The sequence below is a fragment of the Mobilisporobacter senegalensis genome, assembly GCF_003752155.1.
Lineage (GTDB): Bacteria > Bacillota > Clostridia > Lachnospirales > Lachnospiraceae > Mobilisporobacter > Mobilisporobacter senegalensis.
Genome location: NZ_RJVG01000009.1, coordinates 24,541 through 41,236 on the forward strand (window position 1 = coordinate 24,541; position 16,696 = coordinate 41,236).

16 protein-coding genes and 1 pseudogene are annotated in these 16,696 nt (G+C 36.2%); 3 read left to right on the forward strand and 14 right to left on the reverse strand.

Features of this window, described 5'->3' with window-relative positions; translation table 11 throughout:
• Positions 1 to 209 precede the first annotated feature (209 nt).
• From EDD66_RS13785 to EDD66_RS13800, 4 genes are all read right to left on the reverse strand, one after another.
• Entirely contained in the window at positions 210 to 1,244 is a 1,035-nt protein-coding gene (locus tag EDD66_RS13785) for an AAA family ATPase (RefSeq protein ID WP_123610183.1), read from the reverse strand.
• Entirely contained in the window at positions 1,234 to 2,079 is an 846-nt protein-coding gene (gene pnuC / locus EDD66_RS13790; protein WP_123610184.1) for a nicotinamide riboside transporter PnuC, read from the reverse strand. Before pnuC ends, EDD66_RS13785 begins: the two co-directional genes overlap by 11 nt.
• A 48-nt stretch (positions 2,080 to 2,127) precedes the next feature.
• The gene (locus EDD66_RS13795) at positions 2,128 to 3,189 is read right to left on the reverse strand and encodes an NERD domain-containing protein (protein WP_123610185.1); all 1,062 of its coding nucleotides are present in this window, start codon (positions 3,187 to 3,189) and stop codon (positions 2,128 to 2,130) included.
• Positions 3,190 to 3,434: 245 nt separating this feature from the next.
• Entirely contained in the window at positions 3,435 to 3,971 is a 537-nt protein-coding gene (locus tag EDD66_RS13800; protein ID WP_123610186.1) for a VanZ family protein, read from the reverse strand.
• Between the two features lie 183 nt (positions 3,972 to 4,154).
• On the opposite strand from EDD66_RS13800, the pseudogene EDD66_RS18965 reads away from it, so the two are divergent.
• Positions 4,155 to 5,098 (forward strand): annotated as a pseudogene (locus tag EDD66_RS18965) (MFS transporter).
• A 34-nt stretch (positions 5,099 to 5,132) separates the two neighbouring features.
• Here EDD66_RS18965 and EDD66_RS13810 read toward each other — a convergent pair.
• Together EDD66_RS13810 and EDD66_RS13815 are read right to left on the reverse strand one after the other, a co-directional pair.
• Positions 5,133 to 6,485 carry an MATE family efflux transporter gene (locus EDD66_RS13810; protein ID WP_123610187.1) on the reverse strand — a complete coding sequence of 451 codons (1,353 nt, stop codon included), beginning with the start codon at positions 6,483 to 6,485 and terminating at the stop codon, positions 5,133 to 5,135.
• 63 nt (positions 6,486 to 6,548) lie between these two features.
• Positions 6,549 to 7,163: a DUF6518 family protein gene (locus tag EDD66_RS13815; protein WP_123610188.1), complete on the reverse strand. Its 615-nt coding sequence runs from the start codon at positions 7,161 to 7,163 to the stop codon at positions 6,549 to 6,551.
• Positions 7,164 to 7,435: 272 nt separating this feature from the next.
• Here EDD66_RS13815 and EDD66_RS13820 point away from each other — a divergent pair, with 272 nt between their 5' ends.
• Positions 7,436 to 7,927, forward strand: a complete 492-nt coding sequence (locus EDD66_RS13820) for a GNAT family N-acetyltransferase (protein ID WP_123610189.1) — start codon at positions 7,436 to 7,438, stop codon at positions 7,925 to 7,927.
• Positions 7,928 to 8,047: 120 nt separating this feature from the next.
• Here the strand turns inward: EDD66_RS13820 and EDD66_RS13825 are convergent, their stop codons facing one another.
• From EDD66_RS13825 to EDD66_RS13860, 8 genes are all read right to left on the reverse strand, one after another.
• The gene (locus EDD66_RS13825; protein WP_170164362.1) at positions 8,048 to 8,518 is read right to left on the reverse strand and encodes a sensor histidine kinase; all 471 of its coding nucleotides are present in this window, start codon (positions 8,516 to 8,518) and stop codon (positions 8,048 to 8,050) included.
• 108 nt (positions 8,519 to 8,626) lie between these two features.
• Positions 8,627 to 9,001 carry a hypothetical protein gene (locus tag EDD66_RS18310; RefSeq protein WP_148053949.1) on the reverse strand — a complete coding sequence of 125 codons (375 nt, stop codon included), beginning with the start codon at positions 8,999 to 9,001 and terminating at the stop codon, positions 8,627 to 8,629.
• A 231-nt stretch (positions 9,002 to 9,232) separates the two neighbouring features.
• The gene (locus tag EDD66_RS13835; protein ID WP_123610191.1) at positions 9,233 to 9,412 is read right to left on the reverse strand and encodes a hypothetical protein; all 180 of its coding nucleotides are present in this window, start codon (positions 9,410 to 9,412) and stop codon (positions 9,233 to 9,235) included.
• The gene (locus EDD66_RS13840) at positions 9,409 to 11,268 is read right to left on the reverse strand and encodes a heavy metal translocating P-type ATPase (protein ID WP_123610192.1); all 1,860 of its coding nucleotides are present in this window, start codon (positions 11,266 to 11,268) and stop codon (positions 9,409 to 9,411) included. Before EDD66_RS13840 ends, EDD66_RS13835 begins: the two co-directional genes overlap by 4 nt.
• Positions 11,269 to 11,386: 118 nt before the next feature.
• Entirely contained in the window at positions 11,387 to 11,662 is a 276-nt protein-coding gene (locus EDD66_RS13845) for a metal-sensing transcriptional repressor (protein WP_123610193.1), read from the reverse strand.
• A 156-nt stretch (positions 11,663 to 11,818) separates the two neighbouring features.
• The gene (locus tag EDD66_RS13850) at positions 11,819 to 12,451 is read right to left on the reverse strand and encodes a manganese efflux pump MntP (RefSeq protein ID WP_123610194.1); all 633 of its coding nucleotides are present in this window, start codon (positions 12,449 to 12,451) and stop codon (positions 11,819 to 11,821) included.
• 229 nt (positions 12,452 to 12,680) lie between these two features.
• The gene (locus EDD66_RS13855; RefSeq protein WP_123610195.1) at positions 12,681 to 15,254 is read right to left on the reverse strand and encodes a PEP/pyruvate-binding domain-containing protein; all 2,574 of its coding nucleotides are present in this window, start codon (positions 15,252 to 15,254) and stop codon (positions 12,681 to 12,683) included.
• 43 nt (positions 15,255 to 15,297) lie between these two features.
• A complete protein-coding gene (locus tag EDD66_RS13860; RefSeq protein WP_123610196.1) occupies positions 15,298 to 15,483 on the reverse strand; it encodes a hypothetical protein in 186 nt (61 codons plus the stop codon).
• Positions 15,484 to 16,042: 559 nt separating this feature from the next.
• On the opposite strand from EDD66_RS13860, the gene EDD66_RS13865 reads away from it, so the two are divergent.
• Complete coding sequence (locus EDD66_RS13865; protein ID WP_123610197.1) at positions 16,043 to 16,687, forward strand: TetR/AcrR family transcriptional regulator; 645 nt, start codon at positions 16,043 to 16,045, stop codon at positions 16,685 to 16,687.
• Positions 16,688 to 16,696 lie beyond the last annotated feature (9 nt).

Consider the following 16,696-nt stretch of genomic DNA (forward strand, 5'->3'; position numbering starts at 1 on the left):
AATGGCATTCCAGATAAATCATCTTTATTTACATTGATTAGTAATCCCCTCCAAAACAGAATAATCCATTATTACATTTACCATCTATAATGTCAACATATGTTCTTTTCCCCTGCACCAAGTTACTAATACGTCAATAATCAGTTCAAAGTTAACTCAAGACCTTTATTAATCGCTATTATTCCCCTCTATGGTTATATTCATTCTCCTCAAATATCTAAGAGCCCATCTGCAAAACTGGTCCATTTTTTAAATCTATGTAAAACTTTTTTAACGGTTCTTATTCGTTCATCAATGGATCCCTGTAAAGTAATAAATGGAATATTTCTTTTTAGTAAGTCAGATTTGATTTTCTGCTGAAAGATATGGCGGTTGACATCACCGCTTCTGTCCCAGGTATCATCATAGAGAATATCATCGGCGCATAAGAATACCAAATCATAGCGCCTTTGGGCCGCTTCTGCCAGCTCAACTAATCTGGCTTCAGCAAATCCATGATAATCCATAGCGAACATATAAGTTGTAATAGCATTTGTATCCGTGAATAAATATTGATTTGCTTCCATTCGTTTGTCTTGCTCTCTTGTTAAATGTATTTCTGCGATTTCAGTCAGCTGCCAAGGTTCCAACCTTCTCTCAATCTGATGTTCTTCCCAGTATTCTCTGCCGTATTCCGGCATCCATACAGTGCTATATTCCAATGACAACTTTTGGGCAATCGTAGTTTTTCCTGTGGAAGGAGCTCCCACAAAAACGACATTTGTTATCAAGTCGGGATATACCAAAGGGTGAATATATTCTTTGTACAAATATGGATTTTTCTGAATAATAGAAGCGGCTATCGAAAAAGTTTTACGTTCTATATCAACAATCCTGTTTATACATTGAAGTGCTTCGCTGACATGCTCTCCATACGGCTCACTGGAATAAAAGTGTGTTATTCCTCTGTCACCGGCCATTTTCAGAATATATTCATTTTGAATCCTTTTGACTTCATCGGAATAGCCTGTATCTTCTGGACCGCACCACCCCTTGACCACTTCAATTGGAGAACTTGCATATATCTCCTCAATCCATTTAGACCGAATATCTAAAGGAATAGATGTCGAACTTGGAGCATCATAAATAAGGATAATAAGCTTATCCATTTCTTTTAATGCAGTATCTATCACAAACTGATGGCCGGAGTGAAGAATGGAAAACTTTCCAAGATAGAGCCCAACTTTCTTAACTTTATTCGTCATGCCCTACACCTCTTTTCCAAATGATCCATCCATATATACTATTGATCAAATATGCAATCCACATAAACAAAGTCGGCAATGCCCAACTGATGCTGGAAGGATCTGCTACAATTACAACAGCCCACATAATAATCGTAATTATATTCGTGATGATCCAGAATACCCATTGTTCAGCATAAGCCAGCACCATGAATAATTGTGCAAGTATTTGTGTAACTTCAGTAGAAGAATCTAAAATTGGTCCGATAAAGATAGCTTTCGAACCAAATACTTGCTCAAAGTAACTATAAATTGATACATTCCGTTTCATTACTTCCGTAAACCAATTATCAACAGAATGAAGCCAAACACCAAATCCAATTGAAATGAAAAGGCCCAGAATAAAGATGCAAACTGCTTGTTTTACAGTCAGCTTACGCATTTTAACATCTACTTTGCTCTTATTTTTTAGTCTTGTCTTCCAAAATAGTAATCCAATGAATTGTGTTGGCAGGAAATATACTATATTGATAATGGCATCACCATAATAGCCTGTTCGATACGCCAAATATCCATATAATATACTGTTAACAATTCCGTAAGTCCAGGTTGATATCTTCCCTTTTGCCGCCAGTATAACGCAGATAATCCCACTAATTGCACTGATTGGTGAAATAACCCAGTTCAAAAGTATGCTTTCTATCTTGCTATAATCAGTACCTGTAAACGAAAAATAAACTGTAGTAGTGATTATAATTACAAGAAAAGAAATGAACCAAATTCTTTCAAATAAACTCCACTGTTTGAATAACCTGAATTTACCAGTCCCTGACTGGTAATTTTCTATATCCTTCATATCCTGTTATCCTCCCTATAAAATCATCATTTTCTATGTCCCTTTTCTCTACCTGTTATATTTTTCAATGATTTTCAAAATATCATAGCCATACTTATTTATCTTTGCCGCCCCAAATCCAGCCACCGTCTGCAATTCTTCCTTGTTCCTTGGCATTTTTGAAATCAAATATTTTAATTGATTATCGTTATAGATAAAATAAGGTTTTATATTTTCTTCACGGCTCTTATTCAAACGATATAATTTTAATTCTTTAAATATATTAGTATCTTCAACAGCTGCTGCTACATCTGCAATAGCGCTTCTCTTTCCTTCTTTTACTATGATTGGCTCTTGAGAATTCTCAGATTTAATTGATGTTATTTTATACTGCTCGTATTTTTCAGTATAGTCTTTTTCAACTTCCCTATGTAAATTCAAATAAGATTTAGCCCATTCTAGCATTCTTTCATCTAAATCCGCTAATTCTTTAGACTTTTCGTACATATCCTTTATATATTTTACTAATTGATCAGCCCGGATAACTTTCTCCTTAACTTCCTTTTTTGCAAATTTTGCATTAAGAACCGTCTTGGGATTCGCCAGAACAACAATTGATTTATTAAAATCTTCAAAATATTTTCCCGTCATAAATTTAGTGAATATATTATTTTTGCTGTCAGTTTTTAGCTTTTTCATTAATTCCAAATGGCGTTGATTTTGAGTGATAGGAGAATATATCCCTTCCTTTTTCTTTTTACCACCAAATTCCATGGTGCGTATAAAATCTCCTGTATTATTGATTTCAATATTTCCATAGAGATTTTTACATTCTATAACAAAGCACATTTTTTTCGTAAATACAAGATAATCTATCTGTGCGTTTAAATCCCCATCCTCCAGATATATGTCATGTAATATATACATAGGCATATGGCTGTTTTTCAGTTCAAATGCTATATTCTTCTCTCCTGCTATTCCATATTCAAGACATTTTATGTCTTGTCTTATCATTGTTTGCCCATCTGGATTAAGTAATGGTTCTAAAGCTTTTAGCTTTTCTAATTGTAACTCAGCGTTACTGCTCTCTTTAAGAAAAATAGGTTCTTTCATTCTATTAAATAATCCCATATAATTATTCCTCCCTTATTTACCCTATTATTAGAATTATACCATGTATATATTCCATTTTGTACCATTTTGAAATAATTGTAGATAAATATGTATAAAAGAAATATTATCAGATATTACAGTTTTGAATTTTCATCAACAAAAAAAGATAAGTACAGATTTTTCAACTGTAAACTTATCTCTTTGATTAAATTAAGATCCCCCTTGAACCCAACGAAATCTTATTTGATATCTCTTATATGGATTTAGAAGTCAAACACTTTATTAAAAATTTCTGCAAAAACAATAAGCATGAAAGAAAAAATCAAAATTAAAACTATAGTACTCATTATTTTCTTTAATCTTGATTTAGATTTATTGCCTATTTTGTATGCGAAATAGCCTATTGTAGCTCCCAGCGAGTTTACAATTATATCTTCTATATCAAAGCTTCCAAGATATGTTACCATTTGCAAAATTTCTAATGATAAGATAGAAATCAAAAAAATAAATATAAATTTATAATATTTAGTACTCAATACCATGGGTATTAATATACCAAAAGGTACAAACGCCAGTAGATTTCCTAAACTAAAAATCCACAATTTTGAAAAAACAAGTGATAAACTTTTGGGAAACCATAAAGGTATTCCAGTAAAAAGTATTGAAAAACGATATTCTGTAAGGGTATCATTTATTTGCGGCCTGCCAAATCCAAAGAACATAAAATAAATTATAGCAATTGTATAAACTATTAATAATATTACTCTGCCTGATGATAAATTTTGTCTCTTTATACCCATGTTCTTCGCTCCTTGCATTCCATTAAAATGATTTGTCATCTTTTTTAACCTTTTATACCGACATTCAACATGTACTTCAGTAGAACAATCGACTTATAGTATATCATAACATAATGATCTATGCTATAATCAGCCTGTCACTATTCAGAAAAAACGATTACTTTAGTAAGGAATATGGGAAATATGAAACGGATAAGAGTCTGCGAAAACTATAATCATACAATTTATGCTTCTTATATAGGGTATATTGCACAAGCAATCATCAACAATTTTGTACCTTTATTATTTTTAACATTTCAAAATATATATGAAATTTCATTGGACAAAATCGGAATTTTGATAACGATAAATTTTGGGGTTCAACTTTTTACCGATATTTTAGCAGCAAAATTTGTAGATAAAATTGGATACCGAATATCTGTAGTGGCTGCACATATTTTTTGTGTTATCGGTCTTATAGGGTTTGTAATTTTTCCAAGCCTATTCTCAAATGGTTATATTGGAATTATTCTGGGGGTTATTTGCTATGCCATAGGCGATGGTATGATCGAAGTATTAATAAGCCCTATTGTTGAAGCATGTCCAACAAATGGGCTTCGGCTTTCGCTGAATCAGGGCTCGGAGCCTCCAAAACGATGGGAGATTTGGCTGGACCATGCTTATTTGCAATTTTCATGGGATGTGCCAGAGTATTCTATGCAAAATTTAGCGAAAAAATAAGCTTGGAAAAGTTTATGTTTATAAGTGGTATTTTATGTATAACATGCTATTTACTTGCATCCTTATCTCCAAATAGTGTGATTGGATTTATAGGGGTGGCTGTTACCGGATTATCCGTTGGAATATTATGGCCGGGAACCTTCAGCCTGGCTTCAAAAGGGATACCTGAAGGTGGAACTGCTATGTTTGCATTATTGGCATTAGCAGGAGACCTTGGATGCTCTGCCGGACCAACTGTTGTTGGGGTAGTTTCTGAAGCCTTTTATAAAGATCTGAAAAAGGGAATTCTTTTTGCTATAATATTTCCAGTTAGTTTATTATTGAGATTAGGTTTGTATAGGAGTATTGTTCTGGACATAAAGTTATTACGAACGAAAGGTAAACGAACGAAAAATGAACACATCTAATTTTTCAGCCCCATATTATTCTGGTATATAAATACTATGACGACCTGTACGATCTGTTTTTAAGTAAAATTATGTACCATGCCATTAATACAATCCCTTTAAAAACACTGGAAATACTAATAGCCCACCAGATTCCATTAAGTCCAAGACTTGTAGATGCCAGAAGAAGAGCACTTGGTATACGAAGAACATTAAACAAGATTCCTATAATAGATGGAGGAATTGTTTTACCCAGCCCATTAAAGGCACCTGCTGTTGTTATTTCAATACACATAAATAACTGTGAAATCCCTAATATCTTAAGATACTGAATTCCGAAGTATATGGCTTCTTCCTCTTGAATAAATATAGAAAACAAAGGTCTTGCACCAAAGAATAATAAAGCACTTGCAAATATTCCAATGAAGGATACAATTATCATTCCTGTATAATATCCTTTATTGACCCTATCCCATTTTCGCGCTCCATAATTCTGTCCAACAAAGGCGCTCATTGCACTCTGAAATCCTCCTGCAGTCATCCATGATATTGCTTCAATCTGTGAACCTACTTTTTGCACTGCTATAGGTGTAGGTCCCCACTGTGAAATAATTCTTGCCAGTACCATTCCGATGATTGAAAAAAGCCCACTCTGAAGTGCTGTTGGTAAACCCAGCTTAGTAATCTTCTGAATATGGAATAGATCTGGTTTTTGAAATAGATGAATATCTCCAAAAATCACTTTTGTCTTTCTTGCTTTTATGATAAAAATGAATGTAACTATCCCTTGAGAAATTACAGTAGCTATCGCTGCACCAGCCACTTCTAATCTTGGAAAAGGCCCAATTCCCATAATCAGCAAAGGATCCAGTATTAAATTTGTAATAAGCCCAATTGAATTGATAATGAAAGGAGTTTTGCTGTCACCGTAACCATTAAATATAGCAGTAAATACTGGATTAATGAAATAAAATACAAATCCGCAGGAAACAATAACCAAATATTGAATTGCAGCCCGAACAATCTCCTCTTCCCCAAGATTAAAAAATTCAATAATACCATTTCGAAAAACAATTAAAATGAATCCAAATATAAATGCAAGACATATAACCATCTGAATGCTATGTTTTACATACTTTTTTACTTCCTTCATGTCATTTTGACCTGTAGATTGAGCTACACCTACTTCTGCCCCTATCTTTGGTATCAATATAAATGCATTGGCAAGCCATGTTAAAAATCCAGCAGTTCCAACTGCTGCCACGGCTCCAGTCCCTATTTTACCAACCCAAATCATATCAATTAAGTTATAAGCCATTTGTACAAAACTGGTCCCCATAATTGGAAGAGCCAGTTTAAATAATGTTTTTACTATACTTCCCTCTGTTAAAGTAGTTGTATTCTCCATATGCCCTTGTCTCCTGTTTCTTATATAATGCTAAATATATTCTTTTTCTCAGATGAGTTGATTTTATGTTGTTAACCGAAAAAGAAGTTCATATCCCACAACACCAAAAGCTGTAAATACACAGAAGGATATTAGTGGTTTTCTTTTATAAAAGTCATTCTTGTATATAATAAAATATAGGGCAAGTCCTATAAAAATTCTTCCAATAATGGCAGGTATCATATGCATATAACCAGACAAATGAATTATTTCAGATAAGCCTTCTGCAAGAAAGACAGCTGGTAGCAGGCTTGCGCCCCAATAATAGTGCCCACACTTTTGTCTATGAAAATAAGCTCCTAAACCAAAAATAATACCTCCAATTACAGCGCAGATAAGCCAGAGATAAAAGTAGTATCCTCCAAAGACGAAAGTATGCTTATTCACTATAGATTCTATCCAATAATAGGAAATAACGCAAACAAGCAATGTTTCCGTGCAGAGTAAAACTGCCGTAAGCTTTTTTTGTCCAGAAAAAGCCATGAAGAATGCTGGTATTAACCAAATAGCACCTGAGTTTGCTAATGAATTTAGTGAACCGGGAAGATATTTCTGTCCCATCACCGTTAATATACCTATTAACAGTCCAAGTAAAAAGGAATATATTACTTTGAAAGTATTTTTTCTATTTAAATTCATGGGTATCATCACTCCAAATAAATTTCTGCTCATTTTCTTGTGCCTTGCATCATAAAGCATATCACAATGATTAATATATATCAATTATCTTGAAGCAGCAAGTTCTGTCATTATGGCTGTTTCAAACTTGATAAATAGTAAACTTATGGTTGACTTCTAATAGCTTGTTAGATATAGTTATATAAAAATTTGATGTGTTTGTAAAAGAGTAAGGAGCAACTTATTTGGATGAGAATTATACAATAAGTTATTTTTAGGAGGAATAGATAGATATGAATATTGAAATAAGAGCCTACGATAAAAATGATATTACAGAAGCAATTGCTATCTGGAATGAGGTTGTTCAAGATGGTGTTTCCTTTCCACAAACGGATTTATTGACAGAAAGCAGTGGAGACGAATTCTTTTTACAACAATCCTTTACTGGTATCGCCTATGATACAGACAGCAAAGAAATTGTTGGCCTGTATATACTCCATCCTAATAACATTGGCCGATGTGGACATATATGTAACGCAAGTTATGCGGTAAAAAAAGGTATGCGTGGTCAGCATATTGGTGAAAAACTTGTTACTCATTGTATGAATAAAGCCAAAGAATCTGGTTTTAAGATTTTGCAATTTAATGCGGTAGTTAAATCAAATGTTCAAGCGCTTAACCTGTATGAAAGGCTTGGATTTGTTAAACTTGGCATTATTCCTTACGGCTTTTTGATGAAAGATGGCTCATATGAAGATATTATTCCTCATTACCGGGCATTATAGTTTCCAAATTCCTTATATTATATACAGTTGGTGAACTGACAAAGAAATAGTGCTAAAAAAGTTTATTGTTGAGCCCTGTTTTTGCATAAGCATAGAATCGCGGCAACTCATTAATCAAAATCAATTGTAAACCATCAGAAAAGTTATATTGATAATAAGAAATGAACCCTCTACATTCGCTTCAATTTCGCCATTCATTTTAGCAACCAGATTTTTTACAATTGATAAACCCAGACCTGTAGTTTTCTTCGTTCTGGATTGATCCCCGGTATAAAAACGCTTGAATAGCTTCTCCGTCTCTGCTCTATCTATGCCGGGTGCATAATTCTTAAAACTAATACTGACCTGGTTTCCTTCTTCTTTTACAGAAATAGATATACTTCCTGTCCCATGATTTAAATAATTCTTTATTAGATTCTGGAAAATTCTTTTTAAAGCATCTTTGTCTACATGGATATAAATTGGTTTTGCAGGTATATGGATATTTGGCTCTTCTCCTTTTGACAGGAAATCATAATATGCCCTCTTATTATATTGTAATACTCCCCTTTCTTTTCCGGGGTTACATTCTCCGACTCCAGCATTCCCCATCCCCATAAGGGCATTTCAAACCGTGAAGATCCCAGCGCTGATGCAGCCAATATCTCCCAAGGCCTTGTAATGAGAATTATTACAAAAAACTTCCCTAAACTTATCTTACTAATTCCTGCTGCAAAGCCAATAGCATCGTCTGGGAAAAAGGGAAGAAATTTCCCCAAGATTCAGTCCTTTAAGGCTTTCTATTGCTTTGATTTGTGAATCTTCCAAATCGAAAAAAACTATAATATCGCCGTTTGTAACCAGAAGATTGTATCCGTACAGATTTAGGTCGGCATTTAATACGCTCCATTCAGTATCGCCGGTATCGAAGCCCCTTAATATTTCCTCAGCCTTGAAAACGTCTTGGTCTAACATCTCTTTGCCATATTCCGGGACGAGGCTAAAAAAGAAGATGCTCATTATACCCAGAATAGATACAATCGAAATCAGCGCGAAAAAGACACTTGATATAAGGATTCGGTTTATTGTTTTCATAATATTATCCTCTCAGTTTAATAAGCCTATATAGTAAATAATTATATAAAGCTCACATAAACACTTACTATAAAAAATCTAAACATTTTATAAATAAATCCCATTATGGTTCTTCCATCCTTTTCTTTATCCTGTTTCCTGGCTTTTCTACCCTTTGGTATCCTCCCCAAAACTGTCATTATCCTCATCAAATATAGTATCATTATTCCTCGGAAAACAAGGTACAATTCGTTATAATACAAACTTCATTAATATAGCTGCTATAGTCAGGACAGCGCCTATAATTGAAAACACTCTGTAAATCTTTACAGATTCGGGATCATCTTTTTCCTTATGCATATAATAAAAACCTACACCCAACATTCCTAATCCAACAATAATAAAAAGTATGAAAAACATCCAATCTTTCATTTTAATTTCCTCCAATTTAATAATAGTGAAGAATTGATAATAACCGCCACAGAACCCACATTATGTACCAATGCGCCGACAACGGGATTCAGGATGCCGGTAACCGCAAGTCCAATTGCGATAAAATTAAGCGCCATAGAAGCCGCAAGATTCACCCGGATCGTTCCCATCGTCTTTTTTGATAGCTGCAAAAGGTGTGGGATTTCCTTAATGTCATCTCCTACAAGAACAATATCTGCGGCATCAATTGCTATATCGCTTCCTATCCCTCCCATGGCAATACTAACGTGTGCCGCTTTTAGGGCAGGCGCATCATTAATACCGTCACCAACCATACAAACTTGTTGGCTCTGTTTTTGATAAGTACGAATGGCTTGCAGCTTGGTTTCAGGAAGGCAGTTAGACTGTGTCTCCTTGATTCCTGCCATATGGGCAATATGGGTAGCAGCCTGGGGAGCATCCCCAGTTAAAAGAATGGTCTGTATTCCTGTCTGATGGATTTCTTCTACCGTCTGCTGAACATCAGGCCGCAGAGTATCTGACAGGTTAATCATTCCCACTGTATTTTTGTTTTGCGCAAGATAAATAGTGGTACAGCCATCTACCTTGGCTTTTTCTGCCGATTGTATTAACTCATCGGGGAGGGGAATGTTCTGCTCTGCAAACAGGGATTCGTTTCCTGCATAAACTGTCTTTCCCTTATATAAGGCATACACGCCCCGTCCGGCCAGCAGTTTGAAATCCTCCGGCTGCTCCAGCCGTTTTCCATACCGTTGCTTATACTCTGTCACAATCGCTTTCCCAAGAGGATGCTCAGAACGAAGTTCCACTGTCCCAGCCAGTTTCAGTAACGCCTCACCATCCAATTCAGGGGATATACTATATACCTGTACCACAGCAGGTTTTCCATAGGTAAGGGTTCCTGTTTTGTCAAAGGCAATACGTTTTACCTCTCCTAATCTTTCCAGTGCATCCCCTTCCCTGATCAAGATACCGTACTTCGATGCATTTCCAATACCGGCCATGATGGCAGTAGGGGTAGCAAGCACTAAAGCACAGGGGCAGAACACAACCAGTATGGTAACAGAACGAATGATCTCGCCCGTAGCAAACCATGTAATAACGGCTGCAAGCAGCGCAATGACCACAATCCAGGTAGCCCACCTATCGGCTATACCAACGATTTTCGCTTTCCCGGCATCAGCAGACTCCACCAGCCGTATCATTCTCTGTAAGGAACTATCCTCTCCAACCTTTTGTGCCAGCATATCAAAGGTACCGAATTGATTGACGGTACCGCTGAATACTTCGTCGCCCTCCCCTTTATCCACTGGAAGGGATTCTCCCGTCATGACGGATTGATTAATGGAAGTTTGGCCTTTAAGAATGGTACCATCCACTGCAATGGTTTCTCCTGCAAACACACGCAGAATATCTCCCTGTTTTATTTGTTCTGCCGGAATAATCAGCTCTTCATTGCCTCGTACCACTCTTGAGGTAGTGGGGGTCAAATGAACCAGCTTTTCAATTCCTGCACGGGCCTTTGCTACAGTGCGTTCTTCCAGATAGGCACCAAGTGCCATAATGAAAGCTACTTCACCGGCAGCAAAAATTTCTCCAATAAAAATGGAAGCAATCAGTGCCATGGAAACAAGAACATCCGCTTTAATATCGAATTCTGTTACTAACCCGGCAATGGCACCTTTTATAATTGGAATACCACAGAGAAGAATGGCAATCCATGCAGGATCAACAGGAAATGATCCAATATTAAAAAAGCTAATGATGAGGGAAGGTATAGATATCCCGAAAAAAAGAAGAGTTCTCTTTTCCTCATCTTTAAGAAATTTAAGCAAACAATACACTCCTTTCTATACCCATGGGGGTATGCGTATATTATACCCGTAGGGGTATCGTAAGTCAATAAAAAAACAGCTACTTTTTTAGAAGTAACTGCTTTTAATTCGGATTTCATTAACTCATTCTTGAAAAATGCTCTACTGCTTTCGCAAAATCAGCAATTGTTTTATCGGCATTGCCGTGTTCAATCCCTTCTCGTACACAGTGATTCAAATGGCCTTCCAAAACCATCTGTCCAACTTTGTGCAAGGCACTTTTTGCTGCATTAATTTGGATTAATACATCCTCACATGGAACATCCTCCTCCACCATTTTATCAATGGCCTTGATTTGTCCCATAATCTTATTTAACCGTCTGTGCAGATTATCACAATCCATACATTGTCGCATGACAACACCTCCTTTATACCCATGGGGGTATAAAATACTATATCATTATTTTAGCATATAGTCAACAATCCTCTCATCAGTTAAATACAGTAACATATCCTTCCATATACGTTGAAATTATAATTTTCTCCTGCTCAAGATAAGTATCGGCTTTTATTAAAAGTTGATGATTCCCATATGTTCAAATAATATCTTTATCCCCATTAAAACCAATATAATGCCGCCCACAAGCTCGGCTTTCGATTTAAATTTTGCACCGAATATATTGCCAATTTTTACACCCAGCATGGATAAAGCCAGCGTGATAATCCCAATAGATAAAACTGCCGGAACAATACTAACTTGAAGAAAAGCAAATGATACACCTACCGCCAGTGCATCTATACTTGTAGCAAGGGCAAGAGGCAGCATTTCCGCAAGTTTTAAGGAAGCTTCCTTAGTATTGGGACGCTCTCCCCCTGGACATTCTCTGTCCGTGCATGTTTTGGCGGGACATTCCCTGTCTGCACATCCTTCTTTTTTAAAACTTCCCACAAGCATTTTACCTCCTATAAAGCAGAGTAGGACGAATGCGATCCAGTGATCAAAATCGATTATTTTATCGGCAAACTGTGTGGCAAGCATATACCCCATAAGCGGCATAATTGCTTGAAAAAGGCCAAAATACATGCCGACAATCAATGATTTTTTAATCGTTGCTTTACGCATGGTCAGCCCTGAACAGACGGCTACCGCAAAAGCATCCATAGAAAGTCCAATAGCAATAATAAATAGTTCCAGTAAATTCATAATATATTCTCCTTTAAAAGTATGATTTGCACATGAAAAAACCCAAGTGTAACTCATACGAGCATATACCTGGGTTTTTATAATAATAAAGACCATGTATAGCCATAAAAGTTATACATGAGTCTCGTTTTTTAAGACAAGCCAGATCGTTTTCGATCAGTATGTTGACTTGCCACGCACATTTACGTTAACTACTCCCTCACGGGTATTTTCAATTGGTAATAGAATATCATGATTTTATATAAAGGTCAAGCCAAAAACATCGGAATACTTGTGTCACAATGTCAGAATATATCTCCATCCCAGCAGTTTTAGTAATATGGATTACATCTGAAAACTGTTTACTCCCGGGAAATAAAGAGTTTAACATATTCTCCTCTTTAAGAACGCGGTCAGGGTTAAATATTACATCTTTATGTTCATCAAAAATGGCCACATAAAAAATCCCTGTCTCAACGATATCTTGAAAAAAATGACTTCCATAAGATAGCTCCGGCATAAATCCTGATTTTCTCGATGAATACTCACAAATGACCGTCATATTACACAATTCAGTAAAATGCACAGGTACACCTAGCGACGGTGTGGTACTTCCCCATCTGCCCGGACCTACCAACATGACATTTTTTCCTTTCATTTCTTTGTTTATCAAGCCAATCTGTCTGGCTACAGCATATTTCCCCTGCTCATTCAGCTCCAGATATGTGTTCCCTGGAATAAATACAACAAAATCAATCGGCAGCCGTACACTTCCCCCCATAAAATTTCCTTTTCCAGAGAAAAAGCAATCCTTATCATTTGTCAACTCCGGTATTTTTACTGTATTGCCTAAGCCTTTTGTTTGTAATGGGCGACATTGCAAGAGATTGATTTTGAAAAGGTTGTCTTTGTTTAAATTAGCTGTAAATTCAATATCAACAGGGTAATCATATGCCTTGGACAATAATGCCAGCATTTCTCTCATTACGGAGGTAATCTCCGTATTGGTGAACAATTTTTTGAAGTCTAAAATATAAGGAATTTTCCTATCCTTATATCCCAGCTCACGCATATAGGCTGCTGTTATATGGTCCGGACTCATAAACAACTTCTTATCTGTTTTTAAATCCAGTGGTACGATCTCATCCAAGTCTCTGCTTACTAAAACATTATCCGTAAAAGAAAGGAGATCTAATCTATGCTGGGAGAATTTATTCTGATCTTCATAAGCCATCGGAGGAATTCGCAAAGGATTATCCAAACATACAACCTTCGCATAATCACCATCCGTTCTGTCGACTGCCCTTGTGCCAAGTCCAAATACCAGACGAAGCATCCCTGAATTCATATCAATACTCTCATCCCAAACATAAAGATTGGAAGAATTTCCCACCCCGGCAATATGTGGGAAAAAGTATTCTCCATACTGATCACCTGAAACACGCTGGACCAATATGGCCATCTGCTCGTCCTGATAGGAGAGTCCCCTGTTCATCCTGTAATCCAGTGCATCCTCATTCATTGTGCTTGCATAAACAATACGAATGGCCTGCTCAAAAGCTTCATACCGATCCTCGGGAGTACCTTGATTCACACAGAAAACACTTTCATATTTTCCCGCAAATGCATTCCCAAAATTATCTTCAAGTAAGGAGCTGGAACGTATAATAATTGGAGACTGCCCGAAATATTCCAGCATTTGAACAAACTGCTCTTGAATGTCTTTAGGAAACTCCCCATGTAAAAGCTTATCTTTAAGTTCAGGTGCATATTTATAATATCCATCCTGGGTCTTTTGCTTTGCACGAAGCCTCCACCAGCCATTCTGTACAATATAGGTGTAAAAAACATCCGACCCAATATAGAACGAATCGTGGGGTTCCAATAATGATGTAAAACGATCTTTTCCTTCAATCTCCAGAATTTTTCTGGCCAAAAGCATACCGACACTCTTTCCTCCAATAAAGCCGGTACCGACTTCTCTGGATGCAATCATCAGAATATCTCTTAAAGTTAAATATCGGTCACATAACTGAAACATTCTGGAATCACTGCCTATAAGCATATACATTAAGCGCTTCTTCGTTTCTTCCTGCTGCTTAAGTGAAAAGTTCATTACTTTTTTAGCTTTGTTAAAAATGACATTCCAATAATCAAGCCGGTTTTCACCCCGGTGAATATTGGTAAATAACTCAGAGGCGTCAGAACTGGCCGTGATGCAGATAGCCTCCCGATCTTGAATTAAATGGGGGAAAAACATGGTAGGTGAATAACGCTGCCATACTTTGAGGGGATGAATATATGTTTTATTATTTACCTGATATATATCAAGTAAAAGCTGGGTCGTTTCACGGATACCTGCAATTGTGCTATAAGTATGAAAGTTTCGTATGATAGCAAAATATGCTACCGTATCCAATTCATACAGGTATGGACAGGTGGCCTTGAAAAAATTACCGATCATTAAATCCGAATGCCAGTATTTTAATAAATCAGTCAGACAATCAAAAACATACATAACCCTTTTGCCTTCTTTTTTAATCAGGCTGTATATTTCTGTAGCAAAACTTTCAAACCCTTTACTTGCATCAACATGGTAAATCTTAATATCCTGGCTGTCACCCAGTATCTGTTCATGGCTGGCAAAGCGGATATAAACCAGCCTCATATTATCCATCTTAGCCTTCCTTGCAAAATAGTCAGCCATTTTCTTATAATCCGAAACTGAATCCGTCTGCCAAACTACATTATCTCCAAGTCGAAGGTTGTCAATTACCTGATCCAAACCTTCTAGTCCGGTACTTACTTTATCATGTAAATTCATAGCACACCTCATTCCAACCTTATCTATATTGAATCATTTCAACTTAATTATGCATCCTATGGACAAATACTCTTATTTTACATTGGTGTTCAAACCAGGAATTTAACCGTGCAAATGGATTTCTCTCTGCTAGTTTATATAGACTGTCCGATGGCGGAGTCCCTTGTGTAAACCAATTGATTCTTTCCTCTAAATTCTTATAGGCATCTTTACTTGTAATATGTCCCATGGATTCACCTTCCTAATATTAAGTATGGATAGACTTATAACCATTTTATCAAATTATATACAAATTGGGAATATATCTATTCAATTCTCACTTCACCTTATATAGCAGATAACACGTCTCAACGGTATTACCAAAGACCCACAAAACTCTAGACAGTTATATCCACGTAACTGTAGACTTCGGAAATAGCATTGGAATGATTCCTCTTAATAGTAAAGTTGAAAAAGCAGAGGCATTATCTTGGCTACCACAAGGCTCATTTCCATACACCAAAATAAAGGCAACTCCATTGCCAATTGTCTTGCTGACCGTACCGATTATGCGAAAAATCCAGACAAGACAAACGAGGGCGAATACATCAGTTTCTATGAGTGCGACATCAAAATATGTTTTACGCCGTAATTTCCTTTGATATGATTAAAATGGTAGGCTTCAGGAACATCGTAAAAGCACAGATTAAGGAAATGATTGTTACATACACTTTGTATTTATCTGTTGACAAAACGTTTTTTCTCTACTATACTATAAACATACACAATGTATGAAAAGAGGTGCATTTATGCCACGAAACAAATATCCCGAAGAAACAGTGCAAAAAATACTAGATGCAGCACTACATTTATTTTTGGAAAAAGGATATGAGCAAACCACTATTTTGGATATTGTAGAAAATATGGGTGGGATGACCCGTGGAGCGTTCTACCATCATTTCAAATCCAAAGAAGAGGTGTTAGATGCGTTAGGCGATAAACTGTTTTTAGACAATAATCCCTTTGAAAAACTAAAACAGCAGACTGACCTAACAGGGCTTGAAAAGCTTAAATATTTTATGCAGCAATCCAGTGAGGATACTGACAGCCGCAAAATTAGTATTATGTCGGTGCAGGCACTTCAAAGCCCTGCTTTTCTAAAGAAATTTATTGAAGATAATCGAGATATAATTGCACCATCATATCAAGAAATCATTGAGGAGGGAGTGAAGGATGGCTCAATTCAAACAACGCATCCTAAACTACTTTCGCAACTTCTTGCCTTCTTAACGAATTTTTGGACATTGCCAACGATATATCCATCATCCGAAGAAGAAAGTATAGAAAGGCTTGTATTTATTAAGGAGATTACCGACAAGTTGGGTGTTCCTATTTTAGATGATGAAATAGTTTCATCAATTATTGAAAATGCGGCAGAAATAGATATAGAATAAAATTGCCAA

Excerpts from the sequence above, each read along its gene's own strand:
- EDD66_RS13785 (WP_123610183.1), bottom strand. The coding sequence starts at position 1,244 with ATGACGAATAAAGTTAAGAAAGTTGGGCTCTATCTTGGAAAGTTTTCC.
- pnuC (WP_123610184.1), bottom strand. The coding sequence starts at position 2,079 with ATGAAGGATATAGAAAATTACCAGTCAGGGACTGGTAAATTCAGGTTA.
- EDD66_RS13795 (WP_123610185.1), bottom strand. The coding sequence starts at position 3,189 with ATGGGATTATTTAATAGAATGAAAGAACCTATTTTTCTTAAAGAGAGC.
- EDD66_RS13800 (WP_123610186.1), bottom strand. The coding sequence starts at position 3,971 with ATGGGTATAAAGAGACAAAATTTATCATCAGGCAGAGTAATATTATTA.
- EDD66_RS13810 (WP_123610187.1), bottom strand. The coding sequence starts at position 6,485 with ATGGAGAATACAACTACTTTAACAGAGGGAAGTATAGTAAAAACATTA.
- EDD66_RS13815 (WP_123610188.1), bottom strand. The coding sequence starts at position 7,163 with ATGAATTTAAATAGAAAAAATACTTTCAAAGTAATATATTCCTTTTTA.
- EDD66_RS13820 (WP_123610189.1), top strand. The coding sequence starts at position 7,436 with ATGAATATTGAAATAAGAGCCTACGATAAAAATGATATTACAGAAGCA.
- EDD66_RS13825 (WP_170164362.1), bottom strand. The coding sequence starts at position 8,518 with ATGGGGAATGCTGGAGTCGGAGAATGTAACCCCGGAAAAGAAAGGGGA.
- EDD66_RS18310 (WP_148053949.1), bottom strand. The coding sequence starts at position 9,001 with ATGAAAACAATAAACCGAATCCTTATATCAAGTGTCTTTTTCGCGCTG.
- EDD66_RS13835 (WP_123610191.1), bottom strand. The coding sequence starts at position 9,412 with ATGAAAGATTGGATGTTTTTCATACTTTTTATTATTGTTGGATTAGGA.
- EDD66_RS13845 (WP_123610193.1), bottom strand. The coding sequence starts at position 11,662 with ATGCGACAATGTATGGATTGTGATAATCTGCACAGACGGTTAAATAAG.
- EDD66_RS13850 (WP_123610194.1), bottom strand. The coding sequence starts at position 12,451 with ATGAATTTACTGGAACTATTTATTATTGCTATTGGACTTTCTATGGAT.
- EDD66_RS13855 (WP_123610195.1), bottom strand. The coding sequence starts at position 15,254 with ATGAATTTACATGATAAAGTAAGTACCGGACTAGAAGGTTTGGATCAG.
- EDD66_RS13860 (WP_123610196.1), bottom strand. The coding sequence starts at position 15,483 with ATGGGACATATTACAAGTAAAGATGCCTATAAGAATTTAGAGGAAAGA.
- EDD66_RS13865 (WP_123610197.1), top strand. The coding sequence starts at position 16,043 with ATGCCACGAAACAAATATCCCGAAGAAACAGTGCAAAAAATACTAGAT.